This window comes from Micromonospora sp. NPDC127501, from assembly GCF_040302185.1.
Taxonomy (GTDB): Bacteria; Actinomycetota; Actinomycetes; order Mycobacteriales; family Micromonosporaceae; genus Micromonospora.
In genome coordinates this window covers 613380-638896 of sequence record NZ_JBEORJ010000001.1, presented here as the reverse complement: position 1 = coordinate 638896, position 25517 = coordinate 613380, and the positions used below count along the sequence as shown (strand labels likewise).

Genomic DNA, 25517 nt, shown 5'->3' with positions numbered 1-25517 from the left:
GCCGGGAAACCGATCAATGATGTGGGGCGGCGCCCGTTCTCCTCGATGGAGCTGTCTGGACGGCGGTAGTCGACCCGTCTGAGCAGCTTCAGCGGGGCGGAAGCGGCATCCGGACTCAGCTCCGCGTGACGTTGGTGACGATCGACCTGTGGAGTCATCCTGCCCGGGCGGGGACTGCCTCCGGGTCACCGGCGGCCTCGTGAGCGGTCATGGTCTCCTGCCGACAGGGTTCCTCGCGCAGGATCGCGGCGTGCAGCCACGAGTCCGGGATGGCGAACCCGTCGACGAGCGTCCGCATGTGCGGGCGTAGCTCTTTGAGTAATCCGTTCACGACGCCGGTGATCGCCTTCGAGCGGGCCGGTGTGAGCCGGCCGTGCTCCAGGAACCACCCCTTGTTGGCCTCGATGACGCTGAGCGCGTACAGGTCGCAAACGCGCGAGAGCAGCGCCCGGACCTCGGTGTCGGCGGTGTCTTCGATGCCGGCGACGAACGCCTCCAGGGTGATCCGGTCGATGTGCGCGGCGGCGACGGCGAGGACGTGGTCCTGGACGTCGTTGAAGATGTCGAAAGGCCGGCTCTTCTTGGTGGCCGCGCCGTTGCGCAGGCGGCGGACCGCGCCGTCGAGGAGGTGCCTCTCGCGGTCCTCGAAAAGTTTGAGCTGCCAGCCTCGGTCGGTGACGGCGACTTCGTCGTCTCGACCGGGTACGGCGCTGATCAGCCGCTCGATGAGCGACCGCGCGGCGGTGCGTTCGAGCACCATCTCGCGGACCTGCTCGGCGACGAAGGAGGCACGTCCCCAGCCGTCCAGCGAGCCGAACTCGTCCCGGTAGCCGGTGAGCAGTCCCTTGGCCACCAGCTGCAACAGCACCGTGTTGTCGCCCTCGAAGGTGGTGAAGACGTCGGTGTCGGCCTTGAGGCTGGGTAGCCGGTTCTCGGCCAGGTAGCCGGCGCCGCCGCACGCCTCGCGGCACCTCTGGATGGTGCGGGTCGCATGCCAGGTCTGCGCCGCCTTGAGACCGGCGGCCCGGGACTCCAGCTCCCGTTGCCGGTGCTCGTCGACCGGCCCGTCGCCGCCCTGCACCTCACTGAGCGCGGCGACCAATTCGGTCTGGGCGAAGTGCAGCGCGTACGTGGTGGCCAGGGCGGGCAGCAGCTTGCGCTGGTGGGCCAGGTAGTCGTTGAGCAGCACCTCCCGGTCGGCGTCAGGTGTGCCGAACTGGCGGCGGATGTCGCCGTAGCGCACCGCGATCGTCAGCGCCGACTTGGTGGCCGCCGACGCGGCGCCGCCGACGCTCACCCGGCCGCGAACGAGGGTGCCGAGCATGGTGAAGAAGCGTCGGGAGTCGTTCTCGATCGGGCTGGAGTACGTCCCGTCCGGGGCGACCTGACCGTAGCGGTCCAGCAGCATGTCCCTCGGCACCTGGACGTGGTCGAAGGTGAGCCGCCCGTTGTCCACGCCGAGCAGGCCGGCCTTGGGCCCGGCGTCGCCGATGCGCACACCAGGCAGCGGGTCGCCCTGCGCGTCGCGGATCGGCACCAACCACGCGTGTACGCCGTGCCGCCGGCCGTTCGTCATCAGCTGCGCGAAGACCACCGCCATCCGCCCGTCCCGGGCGGCGTTGCCGATGTAGTCCTTGCGGGCCGCCTCGTGCGGCGTGTGCAGGTCGAACGTCTGCGTCTGCGGGTCGTACGTGCAGGTGGTGCGCAGCTGCTGGACGTCGGAGCCGTGCCCGGTCTCGGTCATGGCGAAGCAGCCGAAGATCGTGCCCGAGACGATGTCCCGGAGAAAGGCGTCATGGTGCCGGCGGGTGCCGAGGGCCGCGACCGCGCCGCCGAACAGGCCCCACTGCACTCCGGCCTTGACCATCAGTGACAGGTCGACCTGCGCCAGCATCTCGCTGGCGATGATCGAGCCGCCGACGTCGGAGCTGCCGCCGTACTCGGTGGGGAAGGCCGACGCCATACCCAGCTCGGCGGGGAGTTCGGTGAGCAACCGGGTGATCCGCTCCCGTGCCTGGTCACCGGTCTCGCCGTAGACCGGGAGGAAGCGCGCGTCGAGGTGCTCCCGGTGCGCGTTGCGGACTGCGGCCCACGGTCCGTCGAGCACGTCCCGCAGGCGAGCGAGGTCGATCTGATAGGGCACGGTTCCCCCTCGGCTAGCGGACATATGCGTACAGGTCGTACTCGATCAAGGATAGCGGCTCGGTGACTCCGGCCAGACGATCGCGGCTGCCAAGCAGGTCGCTCCGCCGTACCCCGTGGCCTCGACCCGACGCTGAGTCCCGGTCACCCCCGCCCGACCGGTGTCTCCAGCGCGAACGCAGGGAACACCAAGGCCGGTAGCAGCACCGCGGCGAACGCCAGCACCGACACCGGCGGCCCTCGATTGACGTCGAACGGGCGGGTCCGGGCCAAGAGCCCGAACGGGGACAGCCACCGAAGCCAGGCCAGTGCGGGCAGACCGTCGCGCTCTTCGCGGTGGCTCGCTGGGCGTCGTGCAGGCTGACCGTGGGTTGCTCAGAGGCCGCTGGCCCAGGTGCCGCCGGCCGCACGGACATGCGAATCGGCGGTGACCGTCTGGGTGAGGGTCACCGCCGATCGCGTGGTCGAGCCGGTCAGGCGGCCGAGCAGGCGGTGTCCAGCTCCTTGATGGCGGCTTCCAGCGCCTTCTTGCTGGGCTTGGCCTTGGCGGACTTGTTGTACGCGTCGCTCAGGCCCATCATCTCGTTCTGGATCTTCTCGGAGGCGGCGGTGACTGCCTCGTTGGCACCGATCGAGTGCGCCAGGATCGCGACCGAGCCGGCGGCCCACTGGGCACTGACCGCGAAGTGCCCGGCTGGCGGGCCGATCTTCTCGGCCTCGGTGACCTTGGTCGCGTTGTCCTTGATGTCCTTCTTGATGTCGGCGCAGGCCTTCACTGTGGCCGCGTCGTTGGCTGCGGTGCTGGTCGCGGTGGTGGCCGCGCCGCCGGTCGGGGCGGCGCTCGAGGCCGCCGGGGACGGCGAGGTTGCGGTGCCCTCAGATTTCGGCTGCGGATCGCAGCCGGACATGGCGATCGCCGCCGCAACGGCCATGCCAGTCAGGACGAGTCGAGTTCGGTTCATCGATGTTCCCCCATGATCTTCATGTTCGGCGCACGCTACCAGCCCCGGTCGCACGGGTGGGATCAGTTATCGGGCCGACGAGCACCGAGCCCCGGGGTCTGGAGATGGATGCGAGGCGCGGCGGTCGCGGGCGGATGATCCAACGGCTCAGCTTCGTTCATCGCGGTGATGGTTCGTCTGATGTGGTGTGGGCTGCGAAGGCGGAGGCCAGCCAGGTGTCGATCGGGCCGGTGCGGACGTGTCGTCGGCATCCGACCACCGTTCTGTCGTCGCCATTCCCGGCGGTTGGTGAAGTTCCTACACTTGTGAGCCAACACCACCTCCGATACATAATGGGCAGTGCACTGAGCGCCGCTTCAGCGACCAATGTGATTCGCCGACCCGATGGAGGCCCGTCCATGGCGTTGACCCCGGCGACTGGGGGCGGTTGCGGCGAGTCGACGCCACGCTCGCCGATTCAGTCGCCGAGGCCGATCAATTCCGACGTCGAGTGGGACAGCTTCGACCCGCAGGCATATGTCCGGCACAACTACGCGGATCTGCGGTCCGACGACCGGGAGATCCTCTGCCGCATCCGAGACTTCTTCGCCGAGGCGAAGCTCTCCGACGCGCGGTGCGTCGACGTGGGGTCGGGAGCGAATCTGTACCCCGCGTTGTCGCTTCTGCCGTTCGCGAAGGCCGTCGACCTGTGTGAATGGTCGACGGCGAACGTGAACTGGCTGCGCACGCAGGTCGACAGCTACGACGAGCTCTGGGACCCGTACTGGCAGGTGTGTGCGGAGCACCCGGCGTACGCGGCACTGGCGGACCCGCGCCGGCGCCTGGCGCAGGTGGGCCGGGTGGTGCGGGCCAGCGTCTTCACCCTGCCGAGGCACGCCTGGAGCGCCGGCACGATGTTCTTCGTGGCCTGCTCCATCTCGGCCGACCGGGCCGAGGCCGAGCACGCGATCGGTCGGTTTCTGGACGCGCTGCGGCCCGGGTCGCCCTTCGCCGTGACGGTCATGCTCGGATCCCTCGGCTACAGCGTCGGTCGGCGGATGTTCCCGGCGGTGGCACTGCAACGCGCCGACGTGGTGGCCAGCATCGCGACGGGCGCGTACGACCTGGACGTCCACGAGGTACGGCCGAAGCCGCCGCTGCGGGACGGGTATTTGAGCATGCTGCTGGCCACCGGCCGTACGCGCGGATAGCGCCGATGCGTGCCTGCGGGATGCGCCGATGCCGTGCTGTCGGCGCAGCGTGGCGGCGCGGCATTCCATCGCACCCGATTGGCCGGAGTGCCGACACGCGACCATCGAAGCCTTTCAAGTGGCACTCGACTGGCCCGCTACCATGATGCTGTACGTCATAGTGGACCATCGTGGGCACGGCAATACCAGAGGTTTCGAGTCGACTACAACAGACGGCGGTGGATCATGCGGATGCAGCCGCGCCAGGAGATCCTCGACATCTGGCGGGCTACGGTTCGCAGTTGCTGGGCGAACGGTGAATGGCACTGGGGTAGCCGAAGTGGCAGCAACTCGATCAGCGACGCGGAGCAACTGCTGACCCTGTTGCTCCCCGCGGCCAAGGTCCCCGTGTTGTCACTGGACGACCCGGACCGCGCCGACGAAGAGGTGATCGAGGCACTCAGCCCGATCGGCGGCGCGATCGAGATTCCCCGCCGGCTGGTCAGCGTGATGATCGACTATTTTCGGCGGTACACCGATGACGCTGGCGCTCCGATCTTCGGCGGGGGCAGTTACCTCACCCCGCTGGAGGGCGGTCCGGAACTCACCGACGAGCAGCGTTCCCTGGACATCGTCGACTCGTTCGCGGTGTCGGTCACACTGACGCTGGCGACGATCGGTTTCGTCAAGGTCTACCGGGGCTCCACCCAGCGGCGCGACCTGTTGGCGCAACTGGACGAACTGGAGGCGATGGCGGGCGCGCGCCTCACGGCGGCGATGGTCGGCCTGCTCCGCAGCTTCAGCACCTTCGTCTTCACCTCCAGCGACGAGTACGGCACTCGTCTGTGCGACATGGTCAACCAGGACGAGCTGCCGCGCCGCGAGCTGGTGGCGGCGCTGCGCGAGCAGTTGCGGGACACGATGGCGAGCCTGCGTAGCGTGATCATCGGTTCGGGTCGGGTGACCGAGGATCTGGACAACAGCGAGATGCTGTTCGAGTGCGGCTGGTCGTGGGGGGTCATCTCCGGGGCTGAGGAGGTTCCGACCACCGAACCGATCGGCCTGCAGCGTGAGGGCTCTGCGGAGAACGCGCCCTACCTCTACTTCACAGTGATCGCGATGGACGCCATCGAGGACCTGAACTCCGAACGCACCCGGCTGCTCGGGCTGCTCAACGAGGAGCAGCAGCGGCTGTCCCGGGCGCTGCAACTGCGCTGGGAGCTCACGCGGACGTACTGGGCGACGGTGGCGACCTTCGGCAACCGACGGCGGTGGCCCATCGAGGACATCCCCTGGCGGACGACCGACGGTGACCGGACCGACTACTACACCCTCCAGGCCACGTCGCTGGCGGTGAAGGGCCTGATCGCCGTCGGGCGCGGCGGTGACGAGGAGCTCGGGCGGATCGCCTCGGTGCTGGTGGAGCTGGCGCAGCGGGCGCGGATCACCCGGCGGGCGTCGCCCGGCGAGCCGGCGCTGTTCGTGCACGCGCCAGGCAAGCGGGTGACCCTGAACGACGACACGTCAAAGCCGATCATGACGTGGAACGTGAACGAGTTCTCCACGGTGCTGCTACAGCGGGCGACCACCGTCGCCGGTCTGCTGAGCAACGCCCGACGGCGCAGTGAACTGCTTGAGCTGGCCGACGAGGTGTGGGACCACCTGCTGCTGCGGCGCATCCCGGACGGTCGGCACCAGGGGCTGTGGGACCACGCCGGTGGTGCCTTTCCCGGCCTGGCGCCGAAGCCGGACGCACCCTCCTGGTATCTGACCGAGCGGGTGGTGCAGGCTCTCGTCACCTCGGGTCAGCTGCTGTGGGAGCGGCCGTTCCCGCGAGCCGGCCGGCTTGCCGACTACGCGCAGGACCTCATCGACGAGGCCGAATACCTTTTCGACCGGGAGTTGATGCGCGGCACCTTCGACGGTGAGGCGATGCAGCGCAGCATGCGTAGCATCCGCGCCAGCCTGGGCCGGGCGCAGCTGCTGGTTGACGAGCGTCCTGGCACGGCGGCCGCTCTGGCGAACACTCTCCTGTTGCTGCTCAACGACGTCGCCACCGGGCAGCAGAAGGCCAGCGAGGGGATCTGAATGCTGGTCTTCGTCACGTCGCACAAGGGCGGCACCGGGCGGTCGGTGACCGCGGCGAACATCGCCTACCGCAGCGCGTTGTCCGGTCGCCCCACCTGCTACCTGGATTACGACTTCGGCTCGCCGACGGCCGGCATCACGTTCCAGATTCCACAGGCCGTCAATGGCGTGGAGGGCGCCGGGCCCAACGGTGGCGGCCTGCACCGATATCTGCGCGGGGAGATTCCGTCTCCGGAGCAGTTGGACGTGTGGGGCACCTCCGAACGTGCCAGCCTGCGTCAGCGGCCCATCGGGTCCGGTCCGCTGGTGCTCCTGCCGGGGCAACGCAACGGTAGCGAGTTCGGTTTCACCAACGACATCGCCAAGCGCTGCGCGGAGCTCTTCCTCCGGCTGGAGGAGGAGTTCGACCTGACCCTGGTCGACCTCAGCGCCGGCCGGTCGTACGCCAGCCAGATCGCGCTGGCCGCCACCGCGACCTCGACCCTGCGCAAGGTCGCCGTGCGCTGGTTGGTCTTCCACCGGTGGACACCCCAGCACGTCACCGCAGCGGCGGACCTGGCCTTCGAGGCGGGTGGGATCGTGGCCATGGGCAAGGAGTACGGCCACGAGCCGGACAGGCTGCGGGAGTCGCTGCGCTTCATCCGTACGGCGGTGATCGACTCACGTGGCCCGGAAGTCGGCCACCTCGGCCTCGCCCAGCAGGCCTTCCTGCGCAAGTGCGACGCGGAGCTGTCGGAGCTGGCCCGACGACGAGGTGTCGGGCGTACGACGCTGCTAGGCGCGGTGCCGCTGGACCCTCTGCTGCAGTGGCGGGAGCAGCTGATCTCCGATCACGACGTGCAATCCAAAATTGCCAACGTCAAGACGGTGGACGCCTTCGTTGACCTGACCGAGAAGCTTTTCGACGAGACGGCATGGGACACCGCGTGATCGGCATGGATGTCAGGTTCCAGGAGGCAGCTGCGGTGCGTCGTACAGAGAGCGTGGCGTACTCGCATCTGTCGGTGGAGCTGGGGCACTTCTACGCGGAGGACTTCGGCGACGGGTGTGAGGAGCTGAGGCGCAAGTTCGAGCGGATCGCGGACTGGTCGGCCGCGATCCCGGCTCTGGCCCGACGAGGGCTGCCCGCACACCGGGAGCCGCGGATCAGCACCTGCTTCATGTTGGACGACTACTTCCACCGCTTCGGTACCCCGCGCGAGGTGATCCCGCAGGTGCAGAGCGCCGCGGCGGAGCACGGCCTGATCCTGGACTACGTGGCCCGGGAGTCCAGCTTCGCCCGGCACGACGGTGCCGAGCTGGCCCGGTTGGTGGTCGACACGCTGGTGGTGGAACCACCTCGGCACACCACCGGGAGTCGTCCACCGTTGAGCGAGTCGGGCTGGCTGTCCAACGGTAAGCGGTCCCCCGGGCACGTCGACGCGCCGGCGATGACCCTGCCACGTCCGTGGTCTCCGCCGTTGCAGTCCGGCGATCCCCGGCACTCCATCTTCGTCGACATCGAACTCTGGTCCGACGAGCCGGACGCCCGGGTGTGGGCCTGCGCCCTGCTCGCCTCGGTCTGGCAGATGACCCGGCTCGGCGTGCTACGGCATCGGGGGGAGACGATGACGCAGCCGTGTCGGCTCGCCGGTGAGCTGCCGACGGACTGGGACGAACTGCCGGCGATCGTGCAGCTGAACCCGGCGGCCGCGCCGTTCTGCGCGTATCGCACGCTGACCCTGATGGGCACCCAGTACCTGCCGGTGGAGCTGGCCGTACGGACCATCCTCGGCCAGGTGGCGGTGCCGCCGGTGGTCGCGCAGCAGGTCGCCAAACGGGCCGGTGGCGAGGGCCTGCACCTGCCCAGCGAGCTGGTTGACCGGCTGAGCTACGTGTTCATCAGCGACTGAGCGTGCTTCAGCGTCGGCACGGCTCGTCGACGGCCACCCGCCCGGCCAGGTCGCGCAGCAGGGCCATGTTGCTCACGCTGATCTGATCCCGGATCCAGTTGACCGACGAGTTCCACTGACGGCTGAACCCGGGTACCTGTTCCAACTGGTCCCAGATGGGCCGCAGCCGCGGGTGCACCCGCGCGCCGGGCAGCCACAGGTGCAGCAGGTGCTCCAGCACCGGCCGCAGCCGCTCGACGTGCTCCTGCCCGGACGCCGATCGGGTGACCGCGGACTCCACCAGCGAGGACAGCATGGTCAGCAGCCAGTCGTGCAACGCGAGATCTTCGCAGAGCCCGGCCACGGCGGCCGGCACGTCCTGCGGGTCGAGCACGAGTTCGACCGTACGCAGGGTGGGTGAGTCCACGGTGACCACCGCCGAGACGTCCCGGTTCGGACGCTCGTCGGCCTGCGCGGTCCAGCGCAGCCGTGTGCGGGCGGTGCGCAGTGGCGGGCGCCGGTCCAGCAGGTCGGACATCTGCACACCGTCGAGCACCCTGCCGGTGATCGCCTCCAGGTTCAGCACGTCGGCGTTGTTGCCGTGCAGGAAGCCCGCGCCCAGGTCGGCGACGTCCAGCTTGCCGACCGTCTCCAGGACGCCGGGGTTGGCCAGATAGTGCGACCACGGCTGGCGGCGCTCGCCGGCGACGACGTGGATGACCGAGGAGGCCTGCACGATCCGGCCGCCGGTGATGATGGCCCGGGTGACGACGGCTCCCACCCCACGTAACTGGCGCTGTCTGGCGCTCGGGAGCCAGCAGTCGACACCGGTGCGGACATCGGGTGACACCGCGTACAGCGATGGACGCCGGGAGGTCAGCACTGCCTCGCCCTCGATCAGGCTGAGCACTTCGGCGCTCTGCTCCTGGGCCAACGCCGTGCTGTGCTGCAGAAGGCTGGTGTGCACCTCACCGACCGTGAGCATGGCTTCCTCCGCAACGCTGCCACCGCTCCGCGCTCATCCCGCGGTATGCGGCTCATTCTGATTGACGTACACCCCTCGCGACCGGCACTGACACGGATCCGCGTCGGACAACCGAAACTCCGCGAGTACGAGATTCGACAGCCCGGATCCGTATCTGTTGATGGCCATCATAGGCCCGGGATCGGCGGGAATCCCATGCACGGCGGACGTTCGGAGTGTTCGCGGGTCGGACGGACGTGACAGCGGCTGATATTTTCAATGGTGCGGTCGCCAGCCACCCCCTGGAGTTTGCCGTTCATGAAGGTCTACATTTCGGCCACACAAAAGGACCTGCTGGAATACCGCGCTGCCGTGCACGCCGTGGCTCGCCGTCTCGAAATCGACGACGTCGCCATGGAGGCGTACGGCGCCGACATCCGGCCGCCGCTGGAGCGCTGCCTCGCCGACGTGCGCCGATGCGACCTCTACGTGGGGCTGTTCGCCTGGCGGTACGGGTTCCGGCCGCCCGGCCAGGAGTCCTCCATCACCGAGTTGGAATACCGGGAGGCGCTCGCGGCGGGAAAGCCTTGCCTGGTCTTCCTGCTCGCGGAGGACACGCCCTGGCCGGTCGACATGATCGACCGGGACGCCGACTGGCAGCAGATCGTCGCGTTGCGCCGTGAGCTCAAGGAGCGCCACCTCTGCGCCTTCTTCTCCGGTGTGGACGACCTCACCGCCAAGGTGACCGCCGCACTGGCCGACGTACGCAGTGGCAGGTCCCCGGCACGCGAGCCCGCCGACCCGGACACCCACCTGCCGACGGCCGTCCGCAACCAGTACTACAAGCAGTTGTCGCTGAGATACCAGGCCGTCTCGGTGGACGCGGTCTCACCGCGCCCCACCATCGGCTACCTCACCGTCGGGCTGCCCAAGGTGTTCGTGGAACCCCGCGTCCACGAGGACGCGCGACCGGAGATGCCGCTGGCGTGGTGGCGTTGGGCCGGGTCCACGCCGGGCGACGACGTCGGCGGGCTGCCCGGGGTGGTCAATCCGGAGGAGGTGGAGCGGCTCTGGGAGGAGTACGCGGCCAAGGACGAGCTGTCGTTGTTCGACGTGGTCTCCGACCCGGGCCGGCGCACGATCGTGCTGCTCGGCGACCCCGGCTCCGGCAAGTCCGCGGCCGCGCGGTACCTGGCGCTGACGCTGGCCGGGGTCTGCGTCGAGCCTCGACTGAGTGCGCTGGACCGGTACCTACCCGTCCTGATCGAGCTGCGCTCCTACGCCACCCATCACGGGGACGGCCGGTGCGACGGTTTGCTCGACTACGTCGGCCACCGCCACCAGCAAGGGCTGGCCGGTATCGACCAGAACGTGCTGGAGGCGTACCTGCGCCAGGGCGGCCAGGCGCTGTTCCTGTTCGACGGCCTGGACGAGGTGTTCGACCCCGCGCAGCGGGAAGAGGTGGCCGCGCAGATCGCCACGTTCGCCAACGAGTACCCGGGGGTGCTGACCGTTGTCACTTCACGGGCGGCCGGCTACCAGCGGCACACCTTCGCCAACGCCGGCTTCGACCACTTCACGCTGGAGGATCTCGACGACGAGCAGATCGCGAGGTTTCTCGGCAACTGGTACCGCTACGTGATGCCCACGCCGGCTGCGGAGGCAGAGCGGCAGCGGCGGCAGATCCTCGACGTGGTGGGCAGTTCCCGAGCGATGCGCGAGATCGCCGGCAACCCCCTGCTGCTGATGCTCATGGCGATCGTCGGCCGGGGTCACCCGCTGCCCCGCAACCGACGCCGGCTCTACGCGCACGTGACCGACGTCCTGATCTCCGAGTGGGACGTGACCAAGCAACTGCGCGAGAGCCACGGCGACGTGCCGTCGCTGGACCTGCAGGCGAAGCGTCGGCTGCTGCGTCACCTGGCGTATTGGATGCAGTTCCGCGAGTCCGGTCCTGCCGGAAACTACATTGAATCCGACGAACTGGCGCGCATCTTCCGGGACCACCTCGTCGCGTTCTACGGTTTTGAGAATGAGCGGGCGCTCGCCATGGCCTACTCGATGATCGACAAATTGCGCCAGCGAAGCTTCATCCTGGAACGTTACGGACTGCGACTGTTCGGGTTCGTGCACCGCGCGTTCCTGGAGTTCTTCTGTGCCGAAGAGATCGTGGACAGATGCGAGCACGATCCGACCTGGGGCCTCGATCGTCTGCGTTCGCTGTTTCGCGAGCACTGGGCCGACCCGTCGTGGCGGGAGGTGCTTCGACTGGTCGCCAGCGCCCTGCCCGCCCAGACCGCCAACGAGCTGGTCACCCTGCTCGCCACCGAGGCCACTCAACCGTGGCCGCCGCTGAACCTGACCGGGCCGCCGTGGAACCTGGTGCTGGCGGCGCAGTGCGTGGCCGAGGCGCCGCAGCCCGCCGAGCTGGCCGGCGCCGGCGACGCCGTGCTGCGCCAGGTCGTGCGTCTCATCGAGCATGGCATCTCCGCCGACGACCCGAACCTGGTGGATCTCACCGAGCAGGAGCTGCTGTCCTCGATTCGGGCGCTCGGCCCGAATTGGCCCGGCCGGGAGATCTTCCTGCACTGGTACCGCCGCCGTGGGGTCCGGACCAGTTGGCGATCCGGCTCTCCCTTCGCCACCCGGATCGCGGCCGTGCTGTCCACCGCCGAGGAGCAGATAGAGGACCTGCTCGTCCGGGAGCTGGGGCAGGGCCGCGAGCGGCAGGCCCACCTCACCCTGGTCGCCGGGCTGGCCGAGGCCGCCGGCCGCCTCGAGGCCACCGGCGGCAGCAGTCACCGATGCCGGGAGATCCTGCTCGCCCAGGCACAGGCCGAGGTCTCCACCGCGGTGCGGCAGGCCGCCGTCCGCGCACTGGTCGCCCACTTCGGCGCGGACCTCGACCTCGTGGACGTGCTGCGCGACCTCGCCAATTCCCCCGATCTCGCGGTGCGGGCGCTGGCCGTGCAGGCCCTCGGCACCCGGTCCGAGCTCTCCGACGACGTCCGTCAGGTGTTGGCCAGGGCCACCGGGGACACCGCCGTCGCGGTGCGGCGGGCCGCCGCCGGAGTGCTCACCGCGCGTTGCGCCGACCTGCCGGACGCACCCGAGACGATGCAGCGACTGCTGGCCACCGACACCGACCCCGGTGTGGTGCACTGCGTGCTGAAGGGTCTCCTGGTTCTGCCGGAGTACGCCGGAACCGCACGAACCACGGCGTTGCAGCGGGTCACCGGCGATTCCCCGGACGAGGTCCGACGCTGCATCCTGATCGAGCTGCTGCCCGAGCGACCCAGCCCGGAGAGCACCGAGCTGTTGCTGAAGCTGGCCTGCTCGGACACGTCCGCGCGGGTCCGCGCGGTGGCCGTGCAGCGGTTGGCGCTCGTACCCGACCCGGAGGGGCGCTGCCGGGCCCGGCTGATCGATCAGATCGAGCAGGACGAGGAGTCCTCTGTGCGGGCCGCCGCGGTCACCGCTCTGATCGACCGGGACCGCGCCGACGACACCGGGTGGACCGTGGTGGCCCGCTCGGCTCACGTCGACGAGGACGCGACGGTACGCCTCGCCGCGGTGCGCGCGCTGGCCGAGGCCTACCCCGACCATCGCACCGGGGAACTGCTGCTGGAGAGCGCTCGACGCGATCCGACCGCGAGCGTCCGGCTCGCCGCGGTCGACCTGCTCACCGGGCGACCGCTGTTCGGCCACGCGACCCGGGATCTGCTCATCAGCCGCGCATCCCAGGAGCGGGACCCGATCGTCCGGCTGCGGGTCACCCGCAGCCTGGCCCGTCTCGCCGACCCACCGGACCTTGAGGTGCGGGAGTGCCTTGCCGAGCAGGTCAGTCGGGACCCCGACCCGAACGTGCTGTGCGCCGCCGCCCAGGCGCTCGCCCGCCACGGCGACGCCCCGGGCCTGATGGAGACGCTGTGCCGGCGGGCCCGCCGAGACAGCTACGTCGGCATCCGGTTGGCCGCCGTCCAGACCCTCTGCGCGTACGGGAGCCCGGAACTGGTGACCGACGTGCTGCTGGAATGCGTCGAGTCCGACACCGACCCGACCGTGTTCGATGCGGCCGTGCGCTGTCTGACCGAGCAGGGCTCGGCGTCCATGGCGGTGACGCTGCGGCTCATGCGCCGCCTGTCGGACCAGGACCCGGCGATCCGCGCCCGCATCGCCGCCGCGCTCGGCGAGCACTTCGGCGCCGACCCGGAGGTTCAGGTGCTGCTGGTCGGGCTGGTCCGCGACGATCCGGCCCTGGAGGTTCGCCGCCGAGCCGTGGAGCAGTTGGGCGCCAGCCTGGCCGGCCGCACGGGGGTACGGGACCTGCTGCTGCGGCTGGCTGACGACGATGACTGGGAGATCCGCCGGACCGCGCTGCTCGCGTTGACCCGTCACTACGACAGGGACACCCGGACCCGGGAGGTGCTGGTGCGGCTCGCGCATCAGGAGGATGACGGCGTGGTGCGGCGGCTGGCCGGGCAACTGCTGGCCACGCTGCCCGACACCCGACCCGACGACTTTCCGTGATCGATCCGGAGCCGTACGTGCGTATGTGTGCGCGTCGAGCGACGATCCGATCGACCTCGTCAAATACCATGAGCTCATGACGGATCCGGTCGCCGGCTCGTCGCGCTCGGCCGGCTGGAGTCTGCGAGTCCTCTTCGGAGTGATCGGGCTGGCCGCTCTCGTCCTCGGCTACGTCGGCTTCGAGCGCCTGCTCCAGGCCCGACCGGACGTCGCCCACGATCCGTACGACGTGCTCTACTACGACCTGCAACTCTTCGTCTTCGGGGCCGAACCCTTCCAGGACGCCGGCCCCTACCCGTGGCAGCTGCAGGTCGCCCGGTTCGCCGCCCCGCTGTTCACGCTCCTCGCCGTGGCCGAGGCCAGCCGGCTGCTGCTGGCCGCCGAGACTCGCCGCCTGCGCGCCCGGCGAGCACGTGGTCACGTCCTGGTCTGCGGCGACTCCCAGTTCGCCCACATGCTCGCCGACCGGCTCTTCGCCGACGGTGAACGTGTGGTGGTGGTGCGTTCCGAACCGTTCGGGCCGCTGGAGTACCGATGGCGCCGGTACCTCGGCGTGGTCGGCGACCCGACCAGCCCCGAGGTGTTGCGAGGCGCGGGACTGCCGCGAGCCCACACCATCTACGCCTGCAGCGAGGACGACGACCGCAACCACGCGATCGCCAACACCGCCAATCGGCTCATCCAGGACCGACGGCAACCACCGCGGGTCTACATCCTGGTTCACGACTCGGAGATGTGTCTGTCCCTGCAGGCCCGACGACTCGGTGCCGCCGGGTCCAGCCGGCTGCGGCTGGACTACTTCCACGTCGACGACGTCGCCGCACGCGCACTGCACCGGCACCACCCGCTGCCCAGCGGGGGAGACCAGCCCACCAGGATCCTCATCGCGGGCACCGGCACCTTCCGCCGGGCTCTCCTGGTGGAGACCGCCCGGCACTGGCGCGCATCCCGAGCCGACACCCCCGGGGGCCACGCCGTGCCACCCCTGCGGGTGGACGTCGTGGCACCGGATGCCGGCACCGAGATCGCTCTGGCGTCGTCGCGTTACCCGTTCCTGGCCACCGTCTGCCAGTTGACCGCGTACGACCTGGACCTCGACGGTGTCGTCGGTCTCGGCCGCGACCGCTACGACCGCATCTACGTCTGTGCACCGGACGAGATCAGCGGCCTGCAGTTCGTGCTGGACACGCCCGCCCTGTGGCAGGGCGCCGAGAGTGCCGTGTTCGTGCCGGTCTACCGGCAGGCGGCGCTCGCCGCTGCCTTCCACGGCGACTCCCGTCACGACCTGCTCGACGAGGTACACGGCAAGCTCCGCCTCTATCCGGTGCTCACCCACGCCTGCGACGCCCGGCTGATCGCCGAGGACCTCACCGAGCGGCTGGCCCGGCTGATCCACGAGCGGTACGTCCAGGCCCAGCAGCGCGCCGGGGTACGGCTCGGCGACGCCCCGGCGATGGTGGACTGGTCACGACTACCCGAGTCGTTGCGGCGGGCCAACCGGGCCCACGTGCAGGACATCGCCGCCAAGCTGTTGGATCTCGGTTGCGTCGTGGCGCCCCGCCACGGTGGCACCGGTGACGCCTCGGCCGCCGGGCAGGCCATCGACGACCGGATCGAGGAACTCGCCCGCCTGGAGCACGACCGGTGGTGTCGGGAACGGCGCGGGGACGGCTGGACGTACGGCGACCCGCGTGATGACGTCCAGCGGCGGCATCCCGCCCTGCGGCCGTGGGAGGAGCTGCCGTCCGACGTGCAGGAGCAGAATCGCGAGGGGATCCGGGCACTGCCCGACGTGCTGTCCGACAGCGGGTTCGAGCTGATCCGGCTGGCACCCCCGGTGCCCGCGCAGCGGAGAGGCCCGAGGGATGCCGCCTGACCTCGGCCCGGTCCGGGTCGGCGTGACCGGGCACATCAACCTGACCCGCGACACAGAGCTGCTCGTCGCCGACGCTCTCCGCGTCGAGTTGGGCCGGATCAGCGACCGGCCCGTGCACGGCGTGACCTGCCTGGCGGCCGGCGCAGACCAGGTCTTCGCGCGCACGATCCTCGATCTGGGCGGCACCTACGAGGTGATCCTGCCGGCCCGCGACTACCGGGTCGCGGTGATCAGGCCGGAGAATCGGCTGGCCTTCGACGAACTGCTGGACCGGGCGGCAGCGGTCGTCCACACCGGTTACGACCGCTCGGACACCGCCGCCTACGTGTTTGCCAACCGGGAACTGGTCCGACGGGTGCAGCGACTCGTGGCGGTGTGGGACGGCAGACCTGGCCGTCACCCGGCGTCGACGGACCGGACCATCGACTGGGCGCGGCACCACGGCGTCCCGACCACGATCGTCTGGCCTGTCGGTGCCCGCCGAACGCCCATCGAGGGCTGACGGGCCGGTCCTGCTGTCGGGTGGCAGAGCACCGGCCAGGTCAACCGCGCATCGTCAGTGCGAGGTCAGGTCGAGCACCACTCGTACAATCCTTCGCAACCCCGACATGTGCGTTCGTATCGTGAGTCACCGTAGTGCCACCGCGAGTTCGGCGGCGTTGTCGAACGCGGGTGCCGCCCTTTCGGATTCGTCTTCGGTGAGCGTGACGGACTGGGCGCGGGCCAGCATCTCGGCCGCAGTCTTTGGATCGTTCAGCACCATGGCGAGTTCGGCGCGGTAGACCAGGACCTCTAGCTGCTCGACCGGGTCGTCGTCGGCTTGCGGGCGGGCCAACGCGCTGTCGAGGATCCGAACGGCCTGTCCGACGCTTCCCCTGGAATCGGCCTGTACGACAGCGTTCGCCAGGGCCTTTGCCAGCCGCCCGGCAGGTGTGGCGGCCGGCATGGGTGCGGTGGCGGCGTCCCGAAAGACGCGGATCCAGTTGCCGCCGGGGTCGATGACGCTGAATCCGCCCAACCCGTCGGCGTTCTTCCGCGCCCTGGGCCGGGTCATCCGCGGCGTTCCGGACACCAGTACCTTGCCGTACGCGGCGCGCATGCCGGCTGCGAAGGCCCGATGCAGGCCCTCGATGTCCGCGGTGATTACGAGGCAGGAGCCATAGGACTGCTCAGGGTCAAATCCGGCGATCTCGAAGAACTGCAGATGCAGGTCTTCCCGCTGCACCCCCACACACGCGTTGGGCTTGCGTTGCTTGTACGTGGTGCGGAAACCGAGAACTCCGTAGAAGGATTCGATGTCGTCAATGGACGCGCACGGCAGCAGGGGAACGGTCCGCTCGTTGGTCATGCCTCCTTCCTAAGCGTCGCAGGGTGCCCGTCGCACATGGAAATAGCCGATCATCGCCTTCGGCCACCCGATCGGCTGATGACCCCGAAACCTGACGCTGCCAGTCGAGCCATCGGCGGTGCCTTCCTGCCCGCCAAATGTCTCCCCAGGATCAGGCACCCGGATCTGCCGCTGACAAGGCGCGGCGGTCGTGGGCGTGCTCCCCGGTCGAGCGATGCGGCTGCGGGCGTCGACGTCGTTAAACTCGGGTCGGAATCGGGACTTGCACGCGTCCGGTGGCTGGGTAGGCGCGTCTCTTCGTCATGCGAGGAGAACGCCTTGTCCTACCGGGAGCTTGCCCGTGCGACCCGTTCGGTGGTATTCCCCATCGGATTCTTCGCCCGGTTGCCGTATGCGATGACGCCCTTGGGCACGCTGCTGCTGTTGCAGCACGCCACGGGCAGTTACGCCTTCGCCGGCGCGGCCGCCGCAGCTCAGAGCCTCGCCATCGGCATGGGAGGTGTCATCGTCGGACGGCTGGCCGATCGCACCAGCATCCGTCGGCTTGGCGTCTTCATGGCCGTTGCGAACGCCGTAGCTCTGGCCGGTCTGCTTGTCGCCACCTTCGCTGATCGTCCGACACTTTTCGGCGCTGCTGTCCTCGTCGGCGCGACTCAACCACAGGTAGGTCCGCTGATCCGTGTTCACTGGTCTTATCTGGCGCGGTCACGGTCCGAACAGCCAGGTCTGGTTACCACCGCACTGTCGTACGAAGCTGCTGCGGACGAGGCGAGTTTCATCGCTGGGCCGGCTGTTGTCGGGCTTCTCGCCGCGGTGTGGGCTCCCGTCCCAGCAGGTGCGCCGCTCACGGCCTGCATCGTGCTTCTCCTTGCGGCGGCGGTTCCGCTGGCGATGCTGTACACGACCGCTCCCGAGCGGGCGCCATCGCGATCCGTGGCGGTGCCGTTGCCTCGGGCAGGGCTGGCAGCAATGTGTGCGGCCATGGCGATCATGGGCGCTATCTTCGGCACCGTTCAAGTGGGAGTGACGGCACACGCCACTGCGGCAGACAATCCCTCCGCCGGCGGATTGCTCTACGCCGCGCTTGGTGCGGGCAGCGCCATCGCTGGCATCGCCTACGCCTGGATCCCATCCCGCGTGGCCCTGCGAACCCGCTGTCGCCTGTTCGCTCTCGGGCTTCTGATCGCCATGATTCTGCTGTCCGACGGCGGGGCACGGCTGCCACTTGCGGCGGTCGTCCTGGTAGCGGGAACCGCCATCGCGCCTTACATGATCACTATCTACGCCATCACCGAGCGGCTGGCACCCACCCGAGTCGCGATCACCATGACCATCGTCTGCGCCGCCGGACCCGTCGGCACGGCTGCTGGCCAGTCACTCGCAGGCCTGCTCGTGGAGCAATCCGGGCACCGTGCCCCGCTCATGCTGCCGCCCCTGCTCGCGGGCGCCGCCCTCGTCCTCGCTATGACCAACCGAACCATGTCAGCTGACCACCACTCATGCCCTGACGACGCCGTCGGGCCAAAGACCGACCAGATCGTCAGCAGGGGTTGAGCTTCCGCCTTCGGGCAGGTCGATGGTTGGTTGTGTGCGGTGGGCCGGGTGAGGCGGTCAGCCGGGCTGCCGGCGGCGGCCGAGTGACAGGAGCAGGCCGGCGGCGGCCGAGGCGATTCCGGCGGCGGCGGTGTACGCGGGGAGTTGGGCCGGGATGCCGAGGTGGACGGTGATGCCGAGGATGCGGGACAGGCCCCACGGCAGCAGCGCGAGCTGGTCGTTCCACACCGTCAGCGCGCGTTCCAGGCCCACCATCGCAATCAGGGCGGACAGCACGCCGAGGGGCACACCAGCGGCGGTGAGGGTCAGCCCGACGGCGCTTCGGCGGCGCAGCCCGTACCGGTCCCGCAGGACCACGGCGACGACCACGAACAGCCAGCAGAACGCCGCGAACGCGACGGTGACGTACGCCGCGCGCAGACTCGGCGCGGTCCAGAAGGCGAACCAGTAACCGCCCGGTCCCCGCCCGGCGAGCGCCGCCAGTAGCAGCACGCTGCGCAGCAGCGCGACGCCGCCGACCACGGCCCACAGGTGGAACGGATCCCGGCGGCCGACGACGAGGCGTACGACGAGGGCGAACAGCGCCCACCCACCGAGGGTGACCAGCAGGTGCGCCGGCGCGGCGAACCAGGTCAGCACGAGCCGGCTCGCCACCAGCACCACCGCCGGGACCAGCCACACCAACACCCGGTCCGCCCGCGTCGCGGGCGTCGGCAGCGCGGCGACCCGCCACGGCCGCAGCGCGCCGAGCAGCAACCCGCGCGCGGCGGCTGCGCCGAACCCGCGCCCGTACAGGCCGAGCAGCACCACCAGCAGGATCGACCCGAGCATCGCCCGGGCCGCCCAGGCCATCGCCGGGTCCCGGTCGGCGCGTTGCGCCCCGAGGTCGGCGGCGGTGAAGTTGTACGCGGGCAGGTCCAGGTCGGCGCCGTAGCGCTGCCGGTGAGCGTCGCGCGCGTCGTGGTACGCCGCCGCGGCCAGCCGCCAGTCATGGCGGGCGGCCGGGGCACCCGTGTCCAGCCACTGCGCGTGCCGCAGCACCATGGCCCGGTACGCGCTCAGCGTCTCGAACAGGTCGACCTGGTAGTCGAGAGTCGCGGTGAAGCGCCCGCGCAGCTCGGCGTCCCGCCAGGTCGCCGGTTCGGTCGCGGCGACCAGGTCGCGCATGCGCCGGGCCAGCACGACAGCCTGCCTGCCCTCCTCGATCGCCTCGTCGACGCGGCCGCCGGTCACCGCGTAGATGCTGTCCAGCGCCGCGGAGTCGCCGGTCGGGATGTCCCATTCGAAAATCCACATCATGGGCGGCGGTTCCAGCCCGAGCGCCCGCACCGACCGGTCGGCGTACGGGCCGATGTAGAGGCCTTTGGTGACCGCCTCCCGGGACAGAGCCATGGCCTGCCCGATCGCGGCGACGGTGCCCGGGTCGCCGGAGAACGTGCGGTACGCCCAGTCCGCCGTCACCTGCGCCGGGTCGGCGTGCGGATCCCAGGCCAGGCGGCCGACGGCGTACGTGTTGAGGTCGTAGAGCTGCCAGAAGCCGGCGCGCAGGTACAGCGACATGGGCCCGGCGCGCAACGGCCCGCCGTCCTGGGTCCAGTTCCAGACACCCTCGACGTTCGGGTTGGCCGCAACGAAGGCGCGCAGCGCCTGGCGGTGCAGCGGGCCGAGGTCGTTGGGCAGCGAGCCGAACGCCTCGAACTCGCGCCGGGCCTGGAACTCCACGATGCGGCGGTGCCCACCGCCCAGCAGCGTGGTGTTCAGCGGTAGGTGGCTGTAGAAATCGCCCAGGGTGTACTTGGTGGACACGATCAGATGCGCATCGTCGAGCCCGCCGAGGACCTGCGCGTACGACTCCGGGTTGGTGTGCAGGTCGCCGACCGCACCGACGCCCACCGTCCACGTGCGGAAGATGATCTCCTTTCCGGCTGGGCCCGCGACGTCCAGCAGCGCCCGCAGCATCGCGCGCACCGACGTTTCCGTGGTGACCGCGAGCCTTGACGAGTAGTCCCAGCCGGTTGCGGCGTACACCTCGCCGCCCTCGCCGACGCGGACCATCAGGCCGTCGACGAACGGCATGCTCTCGAACAGCTCGGCCAGACCGGACTGGTAGACAGCCCACAGCCGAGGGTCGGCCACGTCGAGGCCGCCGACGGTCCGCGTCAGGTATGCCTCCAGTGGGGGCGACACCGCGAGCATGTCGGTCAGCAGAAAGACCCGCACACCCATGTCCTCGGCGTACCGAAAGACGGGGCCGAACGCCGCGACCATCGCCCGCGCGCGGTCCACGTGCGGGTCGCCGGGTGGGTAGACCGCGCGCCCGTCGCCGACCTTCACGAACGTGACGTACTCCAGGAAGCCAGGCACGACGATTCCGTTGAATCCCTGTGCCACCGAGTGGTCGACGAACTGCCGAAACTGCGCGTCGATGCGGGCCACCGCGCCGGCGTCCACCCACGGCGCGCGAGGCAGCACCGCCGACCCGACCACGTCGGTGTTCAGGCCATAGTCGTCGCCGGCGGCGAAGACGGCCGGGTCGGGCTCGCGCCCCACCGAACCCGCGTCGGTCAGCCGCAGGCCGAGCCGGGGGATGACCACCCGACCCGCGTCCGCCGCAGGGAGCACCTCGGCACCGGAGCGGATCCGGTCGGCCAGCCGGTACATCCCGGCTGCCACGCCCGCGACGTCGCCGCCCTGAACGGCCAGCTCGGTGCCGCGCACGTCGAGCCGGTACGACTCGGGCGTCCCGCTGAGGGTGGCCAGCACGCCCGCCCGCAGCGTGCTCACCGCCGACAGGTCCGGAGCCGCGGCGCGCGCCGTGCCGGTGCCCGGCGCGGCCGCCGTCGACCTGGCCGGGCCCGACGCGGCCGGGACGAGCACCGGCCGGGGCAGGCCGCGGAAGACGACCGCGTCGGCGACGGCGGTTGCGGCCTTCCTGATGCGCGGCTCGTCGGGTACGACGAGGGACGCCAACGGCGGGACCGGTGCGGGCGTCCGCGTCGGCGCGGCGACGGCGTCCTCGCGCGGCACGGCGGCGGGGGCGTGGCTCAGCCCCAGCGTGTCGCCGACCCCCCAGGCCGCGGCCGCGCCGAGTGCGAACAGGACCGCTGCGGCGACGAGCAGCGGGTACGGCCTGCGGACCTGGGCAACGTGAGCCACGCTCGCATGGTAATAGGCTTCTGCTGGGCGCGGCCGTGGTCAGACTCGCGTGACTGACGGCGAACGCCAATCCGATTTGGGTCAGAGTCTTCGGCGCCGCGTCGTCGACGATCCCGTCCCGAATCCCCTTGGTCCACCACGCAGTCAGTGCGGGCAGTGCACCGGCGCCGGATCTGGCTTCACGACCTCGGCCGGGGGCAGGAAAGCGGCATGGTGACAGTGCTCAGTCGCGGATGAAGCAGTGCGGCGGGCAGCTATGACATAGATGGGATTACATGTCTTGCGTGATCTCAGGTAGGAAGACCGAAGGCACGTCTCGGTGCTGATTCCTGAGAAGGAGCGACAGATGAAACATGCCCTGCGCCGCCTACGAACGGGGGCGGTCGCGCTCGCTGCCTGCACACTCGGGCTGAGCCTACTGTCGGTACCCGCCGCCGAGGCGTACTCGGTTGCCCCCCTCACGCCACAATCCGAGCGGGCACCGGAATCGAACCAGTTTTCGGCAGAGGGTGTGACCACGATCGGTGAACTCCGCACCGTCGACAGTTCCCTGTCCTACGCCCCGAACGGCGGGACACAGATCATTCAGCACCCCGGTGCCACGTACGTCAAGGTGCACTTCAGCTCACTGCGACTGGCCCAGGGCGACTACGTCACCGTGTCGAGCCGCGACGGCAAGGAGAGCTACCGGTACGACCGCCACCTGAACCGGGCGACCGGTTCGGACTACACCACCGACGGGCAGCCGGGTTTCTGGGCGATGTCGGTGGAGGGCGACACCGCCGTGGTGACACTGCACAGCAGCCGCCCCTCACGTGGCAGCGCCGCCACCATTGACCGGTTCTGGCGCGGATACGACCGCGCGGAAATCGCCGCGAACAACTTCTCCACCCAGTCCGTGTGCAGCACCGACGCCCGCCGGGACGTGGTCTGCTACCAGAACAGCCATCCCACCGAGTACGCCCGCGGCAGGGCGGTGGCGCGGCTGCTGATCAGCGGCGGTGGACTGTGCACCACCTGGCGGGTCGGCAACACCAACCGGATGCTGACGAACAAGCACTGCTTCTCGACGCAGTCCGCCGTGAGCGGCAGCGAGATGCAGTTCAACTACCAGTGCGCCACCTGCGGCGGCGCGAATCCCGGCGCCGGCACGAAGGTCAGCGGCGCCACCCTCTACAAGGTGAGCAGCGGCGGCTCCAGCCAGCTGGATTACACCCTGTTCTCGGTCAACAACTTCGCCGCCATCCAGGGTTTCGGCACGCTGTACCTGGCAACCACCGCTACCAGCAACGGCACTCGGATCTATGTCCCCGGGCACGGCGACGGCACTGCGAAGCGGCTGTCGATCTACGAAGACACCCAGAACGGCGCGACCTGCGCCGTCCGCAACGCGAACTACAACACCTGGAACATCAGTTACAGCTGTGACACCTCCGGCGGCAACTCGGGTTCACCCGTGCTGAACGCCAGCCACCGCGTGATCGCCCTGCACCACCTCGGCGGTTGTCCGTCGAACCAGGGCGCGAAGGCGCACCTGATCTACAACGAGATCGCCAGCCTGATCGACAACGGCTGAGACGGTGGGCCGCCGATGCGCGTTCTGTGCCTTGGCGGCCCATCGGGCACCCTCGCCTGCATCGCCCGCACCGGCCACGTCCACGAAACTCGCGATGACCTTTGCTGACCTGCCGTGATCCCTGTGTCATGGTCGAGGAACGGGATGAACCCGGTTCAGGCGTTGTGTCACGGGTGGATCATCGCCGGCCACCGGCGGCCCCGGGGCCGGGTGCATGCCAGGGCCCGCCGTTCGGCGGACCCTGGCACCCGGGAGAAGATCAGCGCAGGGTGTCGATGTCGATGACGAAGCGGTACCGCACGTCCGAGGCGAGCACCCGCTCGTACGCGTCGTTGACTGCCTCGGCGCCGATGACTTCGACCTCGGGAGCGATGCCGCGTTCGGCGCAGAAGTCCAGCATCTCCTGCGTCTCGGCGATGCTGCCGATGCTGGAGCCGGCGAACGAGCGTCGATTGCCGAACAACGCGAAGACGGGCACCGGCAGCGGCTCCGCCGGGGCACCCACGCTGACAAGCGTGCCGTCCAGACGCAGCAGACCGAGGTAGCTGGCCATGTCGATCGGTGCGCTGACCGTGTTGATGATCAGGTCGAAGCTGTTCTTGAGCGCCTCGAACGTCGCCGGGTCCTTGGTGGCGTAGTAGTGCTCGGCTCCGAAGCGCAGGCCGTCGTCCTTCTTGCCCAGCGTCTGTGACAGCACGGTCACCTCGGCGCCCATCGCCGCGGCGATCTTGACGGCCATGTGGCCCAGGCCACCCAGGCCCACCACGGCGACCTTCTTGCCGGGACCGGCGTTCCAGTGCGCCAACGGAGAGTACGTGGTGATGCCCGCGCACAGCATCGGCGCGGCCGCCTCGTACGGGATGCTTTCCGGCACCCGCAGCACGAAGTCCTCGTTCACCACGACGTGGGTCGAGTACCCGCCCTGGGTCACGGTGCCGTCCCGGTCGATGCCCGCGTACGTCTGCGTGTTGCCCTTGAGGCAGTACTGCTCGTTTCCGGTGCGGCAGTTCTCGCACTCGCGACACGAGTTGACCATGCAGCCCACACCAGCACGGTCGCCGACGGCGTGACGGGTGACGTCGGCGCCGACCTCGGTGATCCGGCCGACGATCTCGTGGCCGACAGTGAGCGGGTAGGGAACGCTGCCCCAGTCGCCGCGCACGGTGTGGATGTCGGAGTGGCAGATGCCGGCGTAGCGGATCTCGATGAGAACATCGTGCGGGCCCAGGTCCCGCCGTTCGATAGTGGTACGCACGAGCGGTTCGGTGGCAGAAGGCGCGGCGATGGCGTTGACGGTGAAGATGATGTCCTCCGGTGACGTGATGCTGACCTACCCGCAGCTCACCACAGCCGTGGCGGCGCTGCGAGTCTCTGTCGGGCGCGTACTGCTGGTACCCCCTCAGGCGCGCCGGGTGTCGCTCCGGCTGACCAGGCTACTTCTTTGCCTACCGCGCGGCCCGTCAGTGAGGAGCCCCGCACGCTTCGCTGAGTGCTGGCTCACATGACCGGCGAAAACCACCTGCATGCCAGCCAGCTGCGCGCCTTGCTGGCCGGCGGCGAGGCGAAGGCGACCTCACCGACGACCCGGTGAGGTGCCATCCGAGAATTCCACTCGACCGGACAGTTCGGTGGCTTATGGTGAAAAGCCGGCGCGTCCAGCGCCGTGCGACGTCCGGATCCGGACCACAGACCTTCACGTTCTCCAGCCGAAGGGCGGATCCATGACCGAGAAGACGTCGCGGTGCCGCGTGCCGGCCGGCGCCGCCGACGAACGCCACGTCCAGCACGGCTGAGATGGACTGGGCCGGATGGGCGTTGTTCGGGTTGGTCGCCACCGCGGTGCTGACCGCCGCGCTGATCACCGCTCAACTGGCCGGTCTCACCCGCCTCGACTTTCCCCTGGTACTCGGGACGCTGGTCACCGAGGACCCCGACCGGGCCCGAGTCGTCGGGTTTTTCATCCACCTCTGCGCCGGTCAGGGCTTCGCCCTCGGCTACGCGGCCACGTTCGCCCTGCTGCACCGTGCCACCTGGTGGATCGGTGCCCTGCTCGGGACCGTCCACGTCGGAATCGCGTTGACGGTCCTCCTGCCGCTGCTACCGGGGGTCCACCCGCGCATGGCCTCCCAACGGGCAGGTCCGGCAAGCACTGCCGTGTTGGAGCCGCCCGGGCTGTTCGGCGTCAACTACGGCATCCAGACTCCCGCGGTCGTGGCCGTCGTGCACGTCTTCTACGGGGTGGTCCTCGGGCTGCTCCTTCGGGCCCACTGACCCGCGTCCC

At 69.6% G+C, this 25517-nt stretch carries 16 protein-coding genes; 10 read left to right on the top strand and 6 right to left on the bottom strand.

Annotated elements, in window-relative coordinates; genetic code table 11:
- Positions 1 to 154: 154 nt before the first annotated feature.
- Both ABTW72_RS02820 and ABTW72_RS02815 read right to left on the bottom strand, forming a co-directional pair.
- On the bottom strand, positions 155 to 2143 hold the full coding sequence (locus ABTW72_RS02820; RefSeq protein ID WP_502892141.1) for an acyl-CoA dehydrogenase family protein: 1989 nt from the start codon (positions 2141 to 2143) through the stop codon (positions 155 to 157).
- A 472-nt stretch (positions 2144 to 2615) separates the two neighbouring features.
- Positions 2616 to 3104 carry a hypothetical protein gene (locus ABTW72_RS02815; protein ID WP_350853382.1) on the bottom strand — a complete coding sequence of 163 codons (489 nt, stop codon included), beginning with the start codon at positions 3102 to 3104 and terminating at the stop codon, positions 2616 to 2618.
- Positions 3105 to 3502: 398 nt separating this feature from the next.
- On the opposite strand from ABTW72_RS02815, the gene ABTW72_RS02810 reads away from it, so the two are divergent.
- The 4 genes from ABTW72_RS02810 to ABTW72_RS02795 all read left to right on the top strand — a co-directional run bounded on the left by ABTW72_RS02810 (position 3503) and on the right by ABTW72_RS02795 (position 8253).
- Positions 3503 to 4294, top strand: a complete 792-nt coding sequence (locus ABTW72_RS02810; RefSeq protein WP_350853379.1) for an SCO2525 family SAM-dependent methyltransferase — start codon at positions 3503 to 3505, stop codon at positions 4292 to 4294.
- 225 nt (positions 4295 to 4519) lie between these two features.
- Positions 4520 to 6361 carry an SCO2524 family protein gene (locus ABTW72_RS02805; protein WP_350853377.1) on the top strand — a complete coding sequence of 614 codons (1842 nt, stop codon included), beginning with the start codon at positions 4520 to 4522 and terminating at the stop codon, positions 6359 to 6361.
- Positions 6362 to 7291 carry an SCO2523 family variant P-loop protein gene (locus tag ABTW72_RS02800; protein WP_350853374.1) on the top strand — a complete coding sequence of 310 codons (930 nt, stop codon included), beginning with the start codon at positions 6362 to 6364 and terminating at the stop codon, positions 7289 to 7291. It abuts the gene before it with no gap.
- On the top strand, positions 7276 to 8253 hold the full coding sequence (locus ABTW72_RS02795) for an SCO2522 family protein (RefSeq protein WP_350853371.1): 978 nt from the start codon (positions 7276 to 7278) through the stop codon (positions 8251 to 8253). Before ABTW72_RS02800 ends, ABTW72_RS02795 begins: the two co-directional genes overlap by 16 nt.
- Before the next feature lie 7 nt (positions 8254 to 8260).
- Here the strand turns inward: ABTW72_RS02795 and ABTW72_RS02790 are convergent, their stop codons facing one another.
- Positions 8261 to 9217, bottom strand: coding sequence for an SCO2521 family protein (locus ABTW72_RS02790; protein ID WP_350853368.1), 957 nt, complete (start codon positions 9215 to 9217; stop codon positions 8261 to 8263).
- 297 nt (positions 9218 to 9514) lie between these two features.
- Here ABTW72_RS02790 and ABTW72_RS02785 point away from each other — a divergent pair, with 297 nt between their 5' ends.
- From ABTW72_RS02785 to ABTW72_RS02775, 3 genes are all read left to right on the top strand, one after another.
- A complete protein-coding gene (locus ABTW72_RS02785; protein ID WP_350853365.1) occupies positions 9515 to 13726 on the top strand; it encodes a HEAT repeat domain-containing protein in 4212 nt (1403 codons plus the stop codon).
- Between the two features lie 76 nt (positions 13727 to 13802).
- Positions 13803 to 15602 (top strand): RyR domain-containing protein, encoded by a 1800-nt coding sequence (locus tag ABTW72_RS02780; protein ID WP_181548569.1) that lies wholly within the window; start codon positions 13803 to 13805, stop codon positions 15600 to 15602.
- On the top strand, positions 15592 to 16104 hold the full coding sequence (locus ABTW72_RS02775) for a hypothetical protein (protein WP_350853361.1): 513 nt from the start codon (positions 15592 to 15594) through the stop codon (positions 16102 to 16104). Before ABTW72_RS02780 ends, ABTW72_RS02775 begins: the two co-directional genes overlap by 11 nt.
- 126 nt (positions 16105 to 16230) lie before the next feature.
- Here the strand turns inward: ABTW72_RS02775 and ABTW72_RS02770 are convergent, their stop codons facing one another.
- On the bottom strand, positions 16231 to 16950 hold the full coding sequence (locus ABTW72_RS02770) for a DUF8817 family protein (RefSeq protein ID WP_350853359.1): 720 nt from the start codon (positions 16948 to 16950) through the stop codon (positions 16231 to 16233).
- A 318-nt stretch (positions 16951 to 17268) separates the two neighbouring features.
- Here ABTW72_RS02770 and ABTW72_RS02765 point away from each other — a divergent pair, with 318 nt between their 5' ends.
- On the top strand, positions 17269 to 18504 hold the full coding sequence (locus ABTW72_RS02765; protein ID WP_350853356.1) for an MFS transporter: 1236 nt from the start codon (positions 17269 to 17271) through the stop codon (positions 18502 to 18504).
- Positions 18505 to 18561: 57 nt separating this feature from the next.
- On the opposite strand, the gene ABTW72_RS02760 is transcribed toward ABTW72_RS02765, so the two are convergent.
- On the bottom strand, positions 18562 to 21660 hold the full coding sequence (locus tag ABTW72_RS02760) for a hypothetical protein (RefSeq protein WP_350853353.1): 3099 nt from the start codon (positions 21658 to 21660) through the stop codon (positions 18562 to 18564).
- Positions 21661 to 22171: 511 nt separating this feature from the next.
- Between ABTW72_RS02760 and ABTW72_RS02755 the strand changes: the two genes are divergently transcribed.
- Positions 22172 to 23236: a trypsin-like serine peptidase gene (locus tag ABTW72_RS02755; protein ID WP_350853350.1), complete on the top strand. Its 1065-nt coding sequence runs from the start codon at positions 22172 to 22174 to the stop codon at positions 23234 to 23236.
- A 259-nt stretch (positions 23237 to 23495) separates the two neighbouring features.
- Here ABTW72_RS02755 and ABTW72_RS02750 read toward each other — a convergent pair whose 3' ends face one another.
- Positions 23496 to 24539 (bottom strand): NAD(P)-dependent alcohol dehydrogenase, encoded by a 1044-nt coding sequence (locus tag ABTW72_RS02750; RefSeq protein ID WP_350853949.1) that lies wholly within the window; start codon positions 24537 to 24539, stop codon positions 23496 to 23498.
- 491 nt (positions 24540 to 25030) lie between these two features.
- Between ABTW72_RS02750 and ABTW72_RS02745 the strand changes: the two genes are divergently transcribed.
- Positions 25031 to 25507 carry a hypothetical protein gene (locus ABTW72_RS02745; RefSeq protein ID WP_091404692.1) on the top strand — a complete coding sequence of 159 codons (477 nt, stop codon included), beginning with the start codon at positions 25031 to 25033 and terminating at the stop codon, positions 25505 to 25507.
- Positions 25508 to 25517: the final 10 nt, after the last annotated feature.

Coding starts and splice junctions, on each gene's coding strand:
- ABTW72_RS02815 (WP_350853382.1), bottom strand. CDS start 3,104: ATGAACCGAACTCGACTCGTCCTGACTGGCATGGCCGTTGCGGCGGCG.
- ABTW72_RS02810 (WP_350853379.1), top strand. CDS start 3,503: ATGGCGTTGACCCCGGCGACTGGGGGCGGTTGCGGCGAGTCGACGCCA.
- ABTW72_RS02805 (WP_350853377.1), top strand. CDS start 4,520: ATGCGGATGCAGCCGCGCCAGGAGATCCTCGACATCTGGCGGGCTACG.
- ABTW72_RS02800 (WP_350853374.1), top strand. CDS start 6,362: ATGCTGGTCTTCGTCACGTCGCACAAGGGCGGCACCGGGCGGTCGGTG.
- ABTW72_RS02795 (WP_350853371.1), top strand. CDS start 7,276: ATGGGACACCGCGTGATCGGCATGGATGTCAGGTTCCAGGAGGCAGCT.
- ABTW72_RS02790 (WP_350853368.1), bottom strand. CDS start 9,217: ATGCTCACGGTCGGTGAGGTGCACACCAGCCTTCTGCAGCACAGCACG.
- ABTW72_RS02785 (WP_350853365.1), top strand. CDS start 9,515: ATGAAGGTCTACATTTCGGCCACACAAAAGGACCTGCTGGAATACCGC.
- ABTW72_RS02780 (WP_181548569.1), top strand. CDS start 13,803: ATGACGGATCCGGTCGCCGGCTCGTCGCGCTCGGCCGGCTGGAGTCTG.
- ABTW72_RS02775 (WP_350853361.1), top strand. CDS start 15,592: ATGCCGCCTGACCTCGGCCCGGTCCGGGTCGGCGTGACCGGGCACATC.
- ABTW72_RS02770 (WP_350853359.1), bottom strand. CDS start 16,950: ATGACCAACGAGCGGACCGTTCCCCTGCTGCCGTGCGCGTCCATTGAC.
- ABTW72_RS02745 (WP_091404692.1), top strand. CDS start 25,031: ATGGACTGGGCCGGATGGGCGTTGTTCGGGTTGGTCGCCACCGCGGTG.